This is a genomic window from Pseudomonas sp. FW305-7 (assembly GCF_058786735.1).
On sequence record NZ_JBYSZA010000012.1, the window covers coordinates 81,732 to 95,042 of the forward strand.

15 protein-coding genes are annotated in these 13,311 nt (G+C 60.5%); 6 read left to right on the forward strand and 9 right to left on the reverse strand.

What is annotated here, in order from left to right:
• Window positions 1-20 precede the first annotated feature (20 nt).
• Entirely contained in the window at window positions 21-707 is a 687-nt protein-coding gene (locus tag AC3WMT_RS16240) for a YggS family pyridoxal phosphate-dependent enzyme (protein WP_103304305.1), read from the reverse strand.
• A 56-nt stretch (window positions 708-763) separates the two neighbouring features.
• Here AC3WMT_RS16240 and AC3WMT_RS16245 point away from each other — a divergent pair, with 56 nt between their 5' ends.
• A complete protein-coding gene (locus tag AC3WMT_RS16245) occupies window positions 764-1,798 on the forward strand; it encodes a type IV pilus twitching motility protein PilT (protein ID WP_103304304.1) in 1,035 nt (344 codons plus the stop codon).
• Window positions 1,799-1,917: 119 nt separating this feature from the next.
• On the opposite strand, the gene AC3WMT_RS16250 is transcribed toward AC3WMT_RS16245, so the two are convergent.
• The gene (locus AC3WMT_RS16250; RefSeq protein ID WP_103304303.1) at window positions 1,918-2,541 is read right to left on the reverse strand and encodes a C40 family peptidase; all 624 of its coding nucleotides are present in this window, start codon (window positions 2,539-2,541) and stop codon (window positions 1,918-1,920) included.
• A 248-nt stretch (window positions 2,542-2,789) separates the two neighbouring features.
• Here AC3WMT_RS16250 and AC3WMT_RS16255 point away from each other — a divergent pair, with 248 nt between their 5' ends.
• Window positions 2,790-3,224, forward strand: coding sequence for an NINE protein (locus tag AC3WMT_RS16255; RefSeq protein ID WP_103304302.1), 435 nt, complete (start codon window positions 2,790-2,792; stop codon window positions 3,222-3,224).
• A 100-nt stretch (window positions 3,225-3,324) separates the two neighbouring features.
• On the opposite strand, the gene AC3WMT_RS16260 is transcribed toward AC3WMT_RS16255, so the two are convergent.
• The 7 genes from AC3WMT_RS16260 to gshB all read right to left on the reverse strand — a co-directional run bounded on the left by AC3WMT_RS16260 (window position 3,325) and on the right by gshB (window position 9,394).
• A complete protein-coding gene (locus tag AC3WMT_RS16260; RefSeq protein WP_103304301.1) occupies window positions 3,325-4,596 on the reverse strand; it encodes a dihydroorotase in 1,272 nt (423 codons plus the stop codon).
• Complete coding sequence (locus AC3WMT_RS16265; RefSeq protein ID WP_095164512.1) at window positions 4,593-5,597, reverse strand: aspartate carbamoyltransferase catalytic subunit; 1,005 nt, start codon at window positions 5,595-5,597, stop codon at window positions 4,593-4,595. Before AC3WMT_RS16265 ends, AC3WMT_RS16260 begins: the two co-directional genes overlap by 4 nt.
• 27 nt (window positions 5,598-5,624) lie before the next feature.
• Window positions 5,625-6,131: a bifunctional pyr operon transcriptional regulator/uracil phosphoribosyltransferase PyrR gene (gene pyrR, locus AC3WMT_RS16270; protein ID WP_103304300.1), complete on the reverse strand. Its 507-nt coding sequence runs from the start codon at window positions 6,129-6,131 to the stop codon at window positions 5,625-5,627.
• Between the two features lie 81 nt (window positions 6,132-6,212).
• Window positions 6,213-6,650: a Holliday junction resolvase RuvX gene (gene ruvX, locus AC3WMT_RS16275; RefSeq protein ID WP_064589634.1), complete on the reverse strand. Its 438-nt coding sequence runs from the start codon at window positions 6,648-6,650 to the stop codon at window positions 6,213-6,215.
• Window positions 6,650-7,222 carry a YqgE/AlgH family protein gene (locus AC3WMT_RS16280; RefSeq protein WP_103304299.1) on the reverse strand — a complete coding sequence of 191 codons (573 nt, stop codon included), beginning with the start codon at window positions 7,220-7,222 and terminating at the stop codon, window positions 6,650-6,652. The genes ruvX and AC3WMT_RS16280 overlap by 1 nt, the downstream gene beginning before the upstream one ends.
• Window positions 7,223-7,415: 193 nt before the next feature.
• The gene (locus AC3WMT_RS16285; RefSeq protein ID WP_103304298.1) at window positions 7,416-8,315 is read right to left on the reverse strand and encodes an energy transducer TonB; all 900 of its coding nucleotides are present in this window, start codon (window positions 8,313-8,315) and stop codon (window positions 7,416-7,418) included.
• Window positions 8,316-8,422: 107 nt separating this feature from the next.
• Window positions 8,423-9,394, reverse strand: coding sequence for a glutathione synthase (gene gshB / locus AC3WMT_RS16290; protein WP_103304297.1), 972 nt, complete (start codon window positions 9,392-9,394; stop codon window positions 8,423-8,425).
• A 225-nt stretch (window positions 9,395-9,619) separates the two neighbouring features.
• On the opposite strand from gshB, the gene pilG reads away from it, so the two are divergent.
• The 4 genes from pilG to AC3WMT_RS16310 all read left to right on the forward strand — a co-directional run bounded on the left by pilG (window position 9,620) and on the right by AC3WMT_RS16310 (window position 13,302).
• Window positions 9,620-10,024, forward strand: a complete 405-nt coding sequence (pilG, locus tag AC3WMT_RS16295; RefSeq protein ID WP_007913673.1) for a twitching motility response regulator PilG — start codon at window positions 9,620-9,622, stop codon at window positions 10,022-10,024.
• Window positions 10,025-10,084: 60 nt separating this feature from the next.
• Window positions 10,085-10,450 carry a twitching motility response regulator PilH gene (gene pilH, locus AC3WMT_RS16300; protein ID WP_007913674.1) on the forward strand — a complete coding sequence of 122 codons (366 nt, stop codon included), beginning with the start codon at window positions 10,085-10,087 and terminating at the stop codon, window positions 10,448-10,450.
• Window positions 10,451-10,460: 10 nt separating this feature from the next.
• The gene (locus tag AC3WMT_RS16305) at window positions 10,461-11,000 is read left to right on the forward strand and encodes a chemotaxis protein CheW (RefSeq protein WP_103304296.1); all 540 of its coding nucleotides are present in this window, start codon (window positions 10,461-10,463) and stop codon (window positions 10,998-11,000) included.
• 247 nt (window positions 11,001-11,247) lie between these two features.
• Window positions 11,248-13,302 (forward strand): methyl-accepting chemotaxis protein, encoded by a 2,055-nt coding sequence (locus AC3WMT_RS16310; protein WP_103304295.1) that lies wholly within the window; start codon window positions 11,248-11,250, stop codon window positions 13,300-13,302.
• The last annotated feature ends 9 nt before the right edge of the window (window positions 13,303-13,311 follow it).

Sequence of the window (13,311 nt, forward strand, 5' to 3'; positions counted from 1 at the left end):
TGGTCCTTATCTGGAAACGTTCAAGACTGGGAATAATCTCTGGCGCCAAACAGGGCCGTACCGATACGAACCCAGGTGGCGCCTTGGGCAATGGCCGACTCGAGGTCGTGACTCATGCCCATGGACAGCGTGTCGAGCGGCAGATCGAGGCTGGCCTGCAACTTCTGCACGGCAGCAAATGCGGCGTCCTGTTCGGCGCGATCTTCGGTCGGCTCGGGAATCGCCATCAGCCCGCGCAACTTCAGGCGCGGCAGCGCGTTTATGGACGCGGCCAGTGCCGGCAGATCAGCCGGGGTGCAGCCGGATTTGCTGGCCTCGCCGCTGACGTTGACCTGAATGCAGATGTTCAGCGCTGGCAGGTCGGCCGGGCGTTGTTCGGACAGCCGTTGAGCAATTTTCAGGCGATCCACGGAGTGCACCCAGTCGAAATGCTCGGCAATGGCTCGAGTCTTGTTCGATTGAATGGGGCCGATGAAGTGCCAGATCAAGGGCAGGTCGGCCAGTTCGAGCTGTTTGCCCAAGGCTTCCTGCAGGTAGTTCTCGCCAAAATCGCGCAGGCCGGCTGCATGCGCCTCGCGCAGGGCTTCAGCGGGTTTGGTTTTGCTCACGGCCAGCAACTGCACGCTGTTTTCGGGGCGCCCGGCGGCAGCGGTAGCGGCCTGGATGCGCGAACTAACCAGTTGAATGTTGTCTGCTATCGTGGACATCAAGAGGCGCCGGCGGTCTGAAGGTTCGCGGCATTCTACTGGAATTGAGGAGCGCTATGGATATCACTGAACTGCTGGCCTTCAGCGCCAAACAGGGAGCTTCCGACCTGCACCTGTCGGCCGGTCTGCCGCCGATGATTCGCGTCGATGGCGATGTGCGGCGGATCAATCTGCCGGCGCTGGATCACAAGCAAGTGCACGAATTGATCTACGACATCATGAACGACACCCAGCGCGTCGACTTCGAGAAATACCTGGAAACGGATTTTTCCTTCGAGGTCCCCGGTGTTGCACGTTTCCGGGTCAACGCCTTCAACCAGAACCGTGGCGCCGGCGCGGTGTTCCGCACCATTCCATCGAAGGTGCTGAGCATGGAAGACCTCGCCATGGGCGACGTCTTTCGCAAGATCACCGATGCCCCGCGCGGGCTGGTGCTGGTCACCGGGCCTACCGGCTCCGGCAAGTCGACCACGCTGGCGGCGATGATCGACTACCTCAACACCCATCGTCATCACCACATCCTGACCATCGAAGACCCGATCGAATTCGTTCACGAATCGCGCAAATGCCTGATCAACCAGCGCGAAGTCCACCGCGATACCCGCAGTTTCGCCACCGCTTTGCGTTCAGCGCTACGGGAAGACCCTGATGTGATCCTGGTGGGCGAGATGCGTGATCTGGAAACCATCCGCCTGGCCCTGACTGCTGCCGAGACCGGGCATCTGGTGTTCGGCACGCTGCACACGACCTCGGCAGCAAAAACCATCGACCGGGTGGTGGACGTATTCCCCGGAGACGAGAAGTCGATGGTGCGCTCGATGCTGTCGGAGTCGTTATTGGCAGTTGTGTCCCAGACGCTGATCAAGAAGATCGGCGGCGGACGGGTGGCGGCGCACGAGATCATGCTGGGAACGTCGGCGATCCGTAACCTGATCCGCGAGGACAAGGTGGCGCAGATGTATTCGGCGATTCAGACGGGTGGGGCGCTGGGGATGCAGACACTCGACATGTGCCTGAAGGACCTGGTGACCAAGGGCTTGATCAGCCGCGAGCATGCGCGGGAGAAGGCGCGTACGCCGGATAATTTCTGAGAGGATGATCGTTCCCGCGCTCTGCGTGGGAATGCCTCGATGGACGCTCCGCGTCCGCTTTGGGACGCAGAGCGTCCCGGGCTGCGTTCCCACGCAGAGCGTGGGAACGATCTGCGGTGTTAGCGTTGAACCACGCGCAGCTGCTTGCCAGCCGGTTCTTTCGGCAGCACACGCTTGGCCACCACGTAATGCTTTTCCCAATACGGCTTGTTCAGCGTATCGATGCTCACCGACTTGCCACGGCGCGGTGCGTGGATAAAGCGGTCGTTGCCCAGGTAGATGGCAACGTGATTGACCCGACGGCTCTTGATGTTGAAGAAAATCAGGTCGCCCGGCTTCAGATCCTTGCGTTCGACTTTCTCGCCATGCCCACTGGCCATGGCATTGGACGTACGTGGCAGGTCGAATGTGGCGTCGTTGAACGCGTATTTCACCAGACCGCTGCAATCGAAACCTTTACTTGGGCTGCTGCCGCCCCAACGGTATGGCGTACCGAGGACGTTCACTGCGCGGCTAAGGACGTTACTGCTTTCCTTGTTCGCCATCGGCGGTACCAGCTTGCCGTGGCTCTTGCTGCTCAGCGTGGTGACTTTGCTTTGCTTGCTTTTGCTCGATGGAGCAGAAGCATGGGATTTAGGGGTGAAACCGTTAACGTTGGGAAGACGTTGCTCACGATTGGTGGCGTGGGCGGCCAGTGGCATTAATAGGCAAATGGTTAGCCATGTCTTGAAAAATGGTCGCATTAGGCGTGGCTCTTCAGTGATAGCGCGCAACTTTATAACAGCTTTTTTGTCCCTTCCGAGGCCGTTGGTCGATTGACTCTGGAGGCAACGGAACCAAATAAGCGGCAAATTGACGCGATTGTCGGACAGAAGTCCTGTGCTACAAGGGTTTGGAGGTAGCAACGGTAACATTTGCCATACGTCGGCTACCTGTAAAAAAGTCACAAAGAATTCAAGAATATTTATCTATCGAGTGCAATGAGGTCTTCATGAACAGCTATCAGCTACCCCGTGTGAAGGAAAAAGACACCCACAGCAAACTCATCGGTTATCTGCTGTGGATCTTCGGATTCACCGGTGCTCACCGCTTTTATTACGGCAAGCCGGTGACCGGGACGATCTGGTTCTTCACCTTCGGTTTGCTCGGAATTGGCTGGCTGATCGACGTGTTCCTGATCCCGGCGATGGATCGCGAGGCGGATCTGCGTTTTGCCGAAGGGCCGATCGAGTACAACGTGGCGTGGATTCTGCTGACGTTTCTTGGCGCGCTGGGCGTGCACCGGATGTATCAGGGCAAGTGGATCAGCGGGCTGATCTATCTGCTGACGGGCGGGTTGTTCTTTATTGGCGTGCTGTATGACTTCTGGACGCTGAACGATCAGGTCTCGGTGCGTAACGCCGAAGGTAGAGGCGCCTTCCAATAAGCCATCGCTGGCAAGCCAGCTCCCACAAGGTCTTGCGCAATTTTCGGGTTAGCGCAAAACCTGTGGGAGCTGGCTTGCCAGCGATTGGGGCAACCCGATATCAAACCTGGTGGCTGATTCGCCCATCCACCAGGGTATAGCGAACCACACCCGGCAGACTGTGCCCCAGGAACGGGCAGTTCTCACCCTTCGACAGCCAGCCTTCACCGGCCACGGTCGAGGCCTTCGGATCGAACAGCACGATATCCGCCGCCCCACCCACCGCCAGTTTGCCCGCCGGCAGACGCAGTGCCTCGGCAGGTCCTGCGCTCAACCGCGCCAGCAGTGTTGGCAGATCGAGCAAGCCATCCTCAACCAGCGTCATCGCCAGCGGCAGCAACAGCTCAACACTGCTGATGCCCGGCTCAGTCGCGCCGAACGGCGCCAGTTTGGCGTCACGCTCGTGGGGCTGGTGATGGCTGGAAATCGCCGAGACCACACCGGACTTCACCGCTTCACGCAGGCCATCGCGATCAGCGCGGGTGCGCAGCGGCGGTTGTACGTGATAGAGGCTGCTGAAGTCGATCAACGCTTCATCGGTCAGGATCAGTTGATACAGCGCGACATCTGCTGTGACCTTCAAGCCGCGAGCCTGAGCCTGAGCAATCAGCGCCACGCCGCGAGCGCTGGTCAACTGGCTGAAGTGCGCACGCACGCCAGTTTGCTCGACCAGCAACAGATCCCGAGCCAAGGCTACGGTTTCCGCCGTTTCCGGAATCCCCGGCAGACCGAGGAAACTGGCGACGGCGCCTTCGTGGGCCAGGCCACCTTCGGCCAGATCATGATCCTGCGAGTTGAAAATCACTGTCAGATCAAACGTCGCTGCGTATTCCAGCGCCCGGCACAGGGTGCGGGTATTGCGGAAACTCTCCAGGCCGTTGCCGAATGCCACGCAACCGGCGTCACGCAGCGCCACCAGTTCCGCCAGTTGCTCACCGTCCAGACCTTTGCTCAGCGCGCCAATCGGGAACACCTTGGTGTTGCCGGCCTCACGTGCGCGGTCGAGGATCAGTTCGGCCACGGCGGAGGTGTCGAGCACCGGTTTGGTTTTCGGCGGGCAGCACAGGCTGGTCACGCCGCCGGCGGCGGCTGCGCGGGTTTCGCTGGCAATCGAACCTTTACGGCTGTAGCCCGGCTCGCGCAGGGCGACGTTCAGGTCAACGAGCCCTGGAGCGGCCACAAGGCCTTGAGCATCAATGGTTTCAACTGCGCTGAAACCGGCCGGAGCGGCGCCGAGGGCGACGATCTTGCAGGCTTCAACGTGGATATCGGTGATTTGATCCAGGCCGCTGCTTGGATCGATGACGCGGGCGCCGAGAATGCTGAGCTTCACTGGGCGTTCTCCTGCTCGAATTGACGTTGCGCTGTTTGCCCGCTCATGGCCATGGACAGCACGGCCATACGAATCGCGATGCCGTAGGTCACCTGATTGAGGATCACCGAGTGCGGGCCGTCAGCCACCGCCGACTCGATCTCCACGCCACGGTTGATCGGCCCCGGGTGCATGACGATGCAATCGGGTTTGGCTCCGGCCAGACGCGCGGTGGTCAGGCCGAACAAGCGGTAGAACTCGCCTTCGCTCGGCAGCAGGCCGCCGGTCATGCGCTCACGCTGCAGGCGCAGCATGATCACCACGTCGACGTCTTTGAGGCCTTCGGTCATGTCGGTGTAGACCTTCACGCCGTATTGCTCGATGCCGATCGGCAGCAGGGTTTTCGGCGCGATCACGCGGATGTCCGGGCAGCCGAGGGTCTTCAGGGCGAGCATGTTCGAGCGCGCCACCCGCGAGTGCAGGATGTCGCCGACGATGGCCACCGAGAGGTTTTCGAAACTGCCCTTGTGCCGACGGATGGTGAGCATGTCGAGCATGCCCTGGGTCGGGTGGGCGTGACGGCCGTCGCCGCCATTGATGATCGCCACTTGCGGGCAAACGTGTTCGGCGATGAAGTGCGCGGCGCCGGAATCACCGTGGCGCACAACGAACATGTCGGCGGCCATGGCTTCGAGGTTGCGCAGGGTGTCGAGCAGCGTTTCACCTTTACTTGCCGACGAGGTCGACACGTTCAGGGTAATCACGTCCGCCGACAGCCGCTGGGCCGCCAGTTCGAAGGTGGTGCGGGTGCGTGTGGAGTTTTCGAAGAACACGTTGCACACGGTCTTGCCGCGCAGCAACGGGACTTTCTTCACTGCCCGGGCACCGACTTCTAGGAACGAGTCGGCAGTGTCGAGGATTTCCGTCAGTAACTCGCGGCGCAGGCCGTCGAGCGAGAGGAAGTGGCGCAGCTGGCCCTGATCATTGAGCTGCAGCGGGCGCTTGGTATCTAGAGGCGTCATCGCGAGGGGGACTCTCAATAGGGCGGATTAAAGGGAGAAATCTTGCAGTTCGAGCGTCAGCGGCTCGGGGCCGGACAGCTTCACGCGCTCGTGGGCGGCCAGCGCCAAGGTCGCGCCGACCACGTTGGGGCGGATCGGCAGCTCGCCGGCGTCCAGGTCGAGCAGGCAGACCAGAGTCACGCTGGCCGGGCGGCCGTAGTCGAACAGTTCGTTCATGGCGGCGCGGATGGTGCGGCCGCTCATCAGTACGTCATCGATCAGCACCAGATGCTGGCCTTCGATCTCGAAGGGCAGGGCGGACGGGCGCACTTGCGGGTGCAGGCCGTTCTGGCTGAAATCGTCGCGGTAGAAGGAAACATCCAGCGTGCCCAATGGCGAGTCGCTGCCCAATTCCTTGAGCAAGGCTTGCGCGACCCAGATGCCGCCAGTGCGAATGCCGATGTAGCGCGGTTCGCTGATGCCACGCTGGGCAAGGTGCGCCTTGAGGCGGGTCGCCATCTGGCTGATCAGATCGGCGGGATTGGGCAGACTCATGGTTGCTCCTTCTTTGACCCGAGCCGCGTCCTGCCGGACATGGCTGGGTTTTTAGCCAAAAGAAAAGCGCCGAAGCGCTTGTCAGGATTCAAATAGTGCGGTGTTTTCATCGAGCCAGCCCTGCAACAGCAGAGCGGCAGCGATGGCATCCACCGGGTTGTCGCGGTAACTGCCTTTCTGGCCGCCGCGGGCCAGTCGCTCGCCTTTGGCTTCAAACGTGGTCAGGCGTTCGTCGTGGGTATAGAACGGCAGGTTGAAGCGGCCATTGAGGCGGCGGGCGAATTTCTCGGCGCGTACGCACATGTCGCTCGGTGTGCCGTCCATGTTCAGCGGCAGGCCGACGACAACGGCGTCAGGTTTCCATTCTTTTATAAGGGCTTCGACCTGGTTCCAGTCCGGCACGCCGTTCTGTGCTTTCAGGGTGCACAGCTCGCGAGCCTGGCCGGTAATCACCTGACCGACGGCAACGCCGATCTGTTTGGTGCCGTAGTCGAAGCCGAGAATCAGGCGCAGGGCCATCAGGCGTGCCCCGCCTGGCTGGTCAGCAGGCTGAGGTTGATCCCCAGGTGTTTGGCCGCTGCTTCGAGGCGCAATTCGCTGCTGGTGTTGAACAGGATGTCGGCGTCGTAAGGGCAGGTCAGCCACGCATTGTCGGCCAGTTCCGCTTCCAGTTGCCCGGCTTCCCAGCCAGCGTAGCCGAGGGCGATCAGGCTTTTCGCCGGGCCGACACCGTCAGCGATGGCGAACAGCACGTCCTGTGAGGTGGACAGTGCCAGGTCACCTTCAAGCTCGGCGGTGGCCTGGAAGGTCTTGCCCGCCGGGTGCAGGACAAACCCGCGATCGGTCTGCACCGGGCCGCCAATGAAGATCGGTACATGCTGGCAGAGGGCCGGCGGATCGATGTCCGGGCGCAGTTGCTCAAGAATGTCCGCCAGATTCAGCTCCTGCGGTCGATTGACCACAATCCCCATGGCGCCATTGGCCGTGTGCTCGACGATGTAGGTCAAGGTGTGGGCAAAGTTCGGGTCGGCCATGTGCGGCATGGCGATCAGGAAGTGATGCTTGAGGTAGCTGGGGCTGACGTTTTTCATGAGCGATAGTGTGGCGTTCAAGGGGCGAACTGACAAGCTGGAGATATCTGGGAAGTGCTGCAAAAAACCGCGAGCGATGCTGACCCCTGTGGGAGCGGGCTTGCCCGTGATGGCGTCAGGTCAGTTGCCATCAATGTCGGATGTGCCGGCCCCATCGCGGGCAAGCCCGCTCCCACAGGGTTTTGCAATGCCTTTAATTGCTCGAGAGCTTGTCGCCCCGGGCGAATTTCCAGGTGCGGATGATTTCCAGTCGGTCGATATCCGACAAGTCCCCGGTAAACGGGGCAAACGGTGCAGCCAGGCGCACGATGCGCTGCGCCGCCTGATCCAGCAGCGGCTGGCCCGACGACTCGAGCACCAGCACTTCATACAGCGAGCCATCGCGGTTGATCGAGACCATCAGGCGCAGGTTGCCGTAGATCTGCTTGCGCCGGGCTTCTTCGGGGTAATTGAGGTTGCCGATACGCTCGACTTTCTTGCGCCAGTCATCCTTGTACCAGGCGCCTTTGTCGCGCATGGTCGAGGCCGCACTCAAGCGGTGAATGCGCGGGCGCTTGGCGTACAGCTGTTGTTCCTTGGCCAGTTCCGCTTCGAGGCTGGCTATGTCGCTGGACAGTTGCGAACTGTCGAACTCAGGCGCGTCGACCGTCGGTTTGACTTCGGTCTTGGTTTCTTCTTTCTTGGTCGGCGCCTTTTTCGGCTTCGGCGCCACGGTGGTCACCGCTGCCTTGGGCGCGGCCTCCTGCACTTCCGGTTTGGCGGCCGGTGGCGGAGTGACCTTTTTCACCTGATTGTCCTGGAACGGCGCGACCTCGGTGGTCTTCGGAATCGCCTTCTTGTCCAGCGTGCCGCTGCCTTCCTGGTTTTCCTGAGCGAGGAAATCAGCTTTTTTCGGCTTGGTTTCGCTCTTGAAGGTGGCGAGGGTGATTTCCAGGGTTTTGCTGATTTGCTTGGGCTCGACCATCGTGAAGCCGACGCCAAGCAGCAGCGCCAAATGAATCAGCGCCGCGAGGAATAGGGTAAATCCGAGGCGATCGGCCGGGCGCACGCCACGGTGGGCGAGTTCTGCGGGCAGATCGGACGGGAGGGTCATGACAAGAAAACCAACATCGCGTTTTTCAGAGGCTGCGCATGATAACGCAATGTTGGTTTCACGCCTTGGGCTTCACGCTTCAAGCGACAGACTGCATGTGACGTGCATCAAGCTTGTGGCATTTTGCCGGCGGCTTGCAGCTTCTTGGCGATGGCATCCATCAGCATGCCGCCAATGTCAGTGCCAAACGCATTGTCGATTTCACGGATGCAGGTCGGGCTGGTGACGTTGATTTCGGTGAGGCTTTCGCCGATCACGTCCAGGCCCACGAACAGCAGGCCTTTCTCACGCAGGGTCGGGCCGACTTGTGCGGCGATCCAGCGATCCTTGTCGGTCAGCGGACGGGCTTCACCACGACCACCGGCAGCAAGGTTGCCACGGGTTTCGCCCTGTGCCGGAATCCGCGCCAGGCAGTAATCCACCGGCTCGCCGTCGATCATCAGGATGCGTTTGTCGCCGTCCTTGATCGCGGGCAGATAGGCCTGGCCCATGATCTGCTGGCCACCGAGGGCGGTCAGGGTTTCCAGAATCACCGACAGGTTCGGATCACCGGCGCGGTGACGGAAAATCGACGTGCCACCCATGCCGTCCAGCGGCTTGAGGATCACGTCGCCATGCTTGGCGGCGAATTCACGCAGCACATCGGCGCGACGGCTGACGATGGTCGGCGGGGTGCACTGCGGGAACAGCGTAGCGAACAGCTTTTCATTACAGTCGCGCAGGCTCTGCGGTTTGTTGACCACCAGCACGCCAGCGGTTTCGGCCTGTTCGAGCAGGTAGGTGGAATAGACGAACTCCATGTCGAACGGCGGATCCTTGCGCATCAGGATCACGTCCAGATCGCTCAGCAGATTGTCCTGCTCGGCGTCCAGTTCGAACCATTTTTCCGGGTTGGCGAAGACTTTCAGCGGCTTCATGCGCGCCCGCGCCTGACCTTCGGCCTGATACAGGTCGCGCTGTTCCATGTAGAACAGCTCCCAGCCACGCTTCTGCGCGGCCAGCAGCATGGCCAGCGAGCTATCCTTTTTATAGGAGATGCTGGCGATAGGGTCCATGACAATCCCGACGCGAACGCTCATTGGGGTTTCCTCGAAAATTGGCTACCGGATCGGTATGAAAAAAGTGCCGCCAGAGTGGCGCCGGGCGGGTTTTCGGTCAAGGGAAAACCCGTCGATAGATTGCATCTGGAGACTGTGCTAAAAAGGCTGGCATAGCGTGCTGGCCCTTGAGCATCAAGGGTTTCCAGCCATTACTCATCGCAAAACGGACAATTTGATTCGCAAAGGCGACGGTAGAGCCCCCTTATGGAACAGCAGTCCAGCGCCTTGAAGGTCATGGTGATCGATGACTCGAAAACGATTCGTCGCACCGCCGAAACACTGTTGAAGAATGTGGGCTGTGAAGTCATCACGGCCATCGACGGTTTCGACGCGTTGGCGAAGATCGCCGACAACCATCCCGGGATCATTTTTGTCGACATCATGATGCCGCGTCTGGATGGTTATCAGACCTGCGCTTTAATCAAGAACAACAGCGCGTTCAAGGCCACGCCGGTGATCATGCTGTCGTCCAGGGACGGGCTGTTCGACAAGGCCAAGGGGCGGATTGTCGGCTCCGATCAATTTTTGACCAAGCCTTTCAGCAAGGAAGAACTGCTCAACGCGATTCAAGCCCATGTTCCGGGCTTCGCCGCCGTTTTGCCGCAGTAAGACACGTACAGTGACGCTCGGCCAGCGGGCCGGGGGTCGACAAGAAAAATGGGGAAAACCATGGCACGTATCCTGATCGTCGATGATTCGCCGACTGAAATGTACAAACTGACCGGCATGCTCGAAAAGCACGGTCACGAAGTGCTCAAAGCTGAAAACGGCGCCGACGGTGTCGCACTGGCCCGTCAGGAAAAGCCCGATGCAGTCCTGATGGACATCGTCATGCCCGGCCTCAACGGTTTCCAGGCGACCCGTCAGTTGACCAAGGATGCCGACACCAGTCACATCCCGGTGATCATCATCACCACCAAGGATCAGGAAACCGACAAGGTCTGGGGCACCCGTCAGGGCGCCAAGGACTACCTGACCAAACCGGTCGACGAAGACACCCTGATCAAGACCCTGAACAACGTGCTTAAAGGCTGATCGCGCAACCATGAGCGAATCGCTGACCGCGTTCGAACTGCTCTGGCAGATTGACCAGCGCTGCCGCCTGTTGGCGGCCGACCTGCCGTCGCAGCCTGCGCGCCAGGATCGCTGGAGCGGTATCGGTTTTCGCCTTGGCGAGCACTGGTACGTTGCGCCGATGGGCGAAGTCAGCGAAGTGCTGCACGAACCGCGCTTCACCCAGTTGCCCGGGGTCAAGCCGTGGGTCAAAGGGGTGGCTAACTTGCGCGGGCGGCTGCTGCCGATCATGGATTTGTGCGGTTTCTTCGGGCATGAGCTGTCGCCCTTGCGCAAGCAGCGGCGGGTGCTGGTGGTGGAGCATGGCGACGTGTTTGCCGGATTGATGGTCGACGAGGTCATTGGTTTGCAGCACTTCGAGCAGGACAGTTTCGAACCCGTTTCGATCAGCAAACGCCAGGGCTCCAAGGCCGAGTTCGTCAAAGGCTATTTCCGGCGCGAGCAGAACTGGCGGGTGTTCAGCCTGTTTGCCCTGGCTAAATCACCGGTGTTCATGAGTGTCGCAATTTAGTCGAAACAACAGAGAATCCATTGTGGGAATGGGCCATGTGGTAATGGGATTCTGTGGTGAGGGGATTTATCCCCGATGGGCCGCGCAGCGGCCCCAGAACATGAGTTGTATCTGATACATCTCAAATGTAGGTTTTGGGTCGGCTTCGCCAACCATCGGGGATAAATCCCCTCGCCACAGAATCCCTTCACTTTCCAAGGCTAGTTCCTACAGGTTCTACCGGTGAGCTTCAAACAGGCGAGGACCGATGACAAAAGCAAAAACAGGCAAGCCAGCGGAAGGATCGCGCAGTCGCTCGCAGATCATCGTGCTGTTCATCGCACTGATCGTGTTCATCATGCTGCTGTTCGCCAACTTCGCTTACCTCAACACCCAGGCGAACTACGACAAACAGTACATCGGCCATGCCGGTGAGCTGCGCGTGCTGTCGCAACGCATCGCCAAGAACGCCACCGAAGCTGCCGCCGGCAAGGCTGCCGCGTTCAAGTTGCTCAGCGATGCGCGCAACGATTTCGCCCAGCGCTGGGGTTACCTGAAAAAGGGCGACCCGGCTACCGGCCTGCCGCCCGCGCCATCGACCGTGCGCCCGGAAATGCGCGCCGTGCAGCTCGACTGGGAACGCCTGCTGAAAAACACCGACGCCATTCTCTCCAGCGAACAGACTGTGCTGTCGCTGCATCAGGTCGCCGCGACACTGGCCGAAACCGTGCCGCAGTTGCAGATCGAATACGAAAAAGTCGTTGAAATCCTCCTGCAACGTGGCGCTCCGGCCGCGCAAGTGGCGATGGCCCAGCGTCAGTCGCTGCTGGCCGAACGCATCCTTGGCGCAGTCAACACCGTACTCGCCGGCGACGAAAATTCGCAGCAGGCCGCCGATGCCTTTGGCCGCGATGCCACGCGTTTCGGCCAGGTGCTCAACGGCATGCTGCAAGGCAACCCGACGCTGAAAATCACCCAGGTCGAAGACCGCGATGCCCGCGCCCGTTTGAGCGAGATTTCCGAGCTGTTCCAGTTCGTCTCCGGCTCCGTCGATGAAATTCTCGAAACCTCACCGGAGCTGTTCAAGGTCCGTGAGTCGGCAAGCAACATCTTCAGCCTGTCGCAAACCCTGCTTGACGAAGCCTCGCACCTCGCCAACGGTTTCGAAAACCTCGCCGGCGGGCGCAACACCGACACCATCGGCGGCTATGTGCTGGGCTTGCTGGCGCTGGCCTCGATCATCCTGATCGGCATGGTCATGGTCCGTGAAACCAACCGCCAGTTGCGCGAGACCGCCGAGAAAAACGAGCGCAACCAGAACGCGATCATGCGCCTGCTCGACGAAATCGAAGACCTTGCCGACGGCGATCTGACCGTGACCGCCTCGGTGACTGAAGACTTCACCGGCACCATCGCCGACTCGATCAACTATTCCGTCGATCAACTGCGTGATCTGGTCGCGACGATCAACCTCACCGCCGGCCAGGTCGCCGCAGCGGTACAGGAAACCCAGGCCACCGCCATGCATCTGGCGCAAGCCTCGGAGCATCAGGCGCAGCAGATTTCTGAAGCGTCGACGGCGATCAGCGACATGGCCCAGTCCATCGATCAGGTCTCGGCCAACGCTGCCGAGTCTTCGGCGGTGGCGGAGCGGTCGGTAGAGATCGCCAACAAGGGCAACGAGGTGGTGCACAACACCATCCACGGCATGGACAACATTCGCGAACAGATTCAGGACACCGCCAAGCGCATCAAGCGCCTGGGCGAGTCGTCACAGGAAATCGGCGACATCGTCAGCCTGATCGACGACATCGCCGACCAGACCAACATCCTTGCCCTCAACGCGGCGATTCAGGCGTCGATGGCCGGTGATGCCGGGCGCGGTTTTGCCGTGGTTGCCGACGAAGTGCAGCGACTGGCCGAGCGCTCGTCTGCCGCCACCCGGCAGATCGAAACGCTGGTGCGGGCGATCCAGACCGACACCAATGAAGCGGTCATTTCCATGGAACAGACCACCACCGAAGTGGTGCGCGGCGCACGACTGGCGCAGGATGCCGGAGTGGCCCTGGAAGAAATCGAAGGCGTGTCGAAGACACTCGCGGCGCTGATTCAGAGCATCTCCAACGCCGCGCAGCAGCAGACGACATCGGCCGGGCAGATCTCGCTGACGATGAACGTGATCCAGCAGATCACCACGCAAACGTCGTCGGGCTCCACTGCCACCGCCGAGAGCATCGGCAACCTGACGAAAATGGCCAGCCAGTTGCGCCGTTCGGTCTCCGGTTTCACCTTGCCGGCAGCGCCGACGACGGATAAAGCGTAAGCGGAGTGG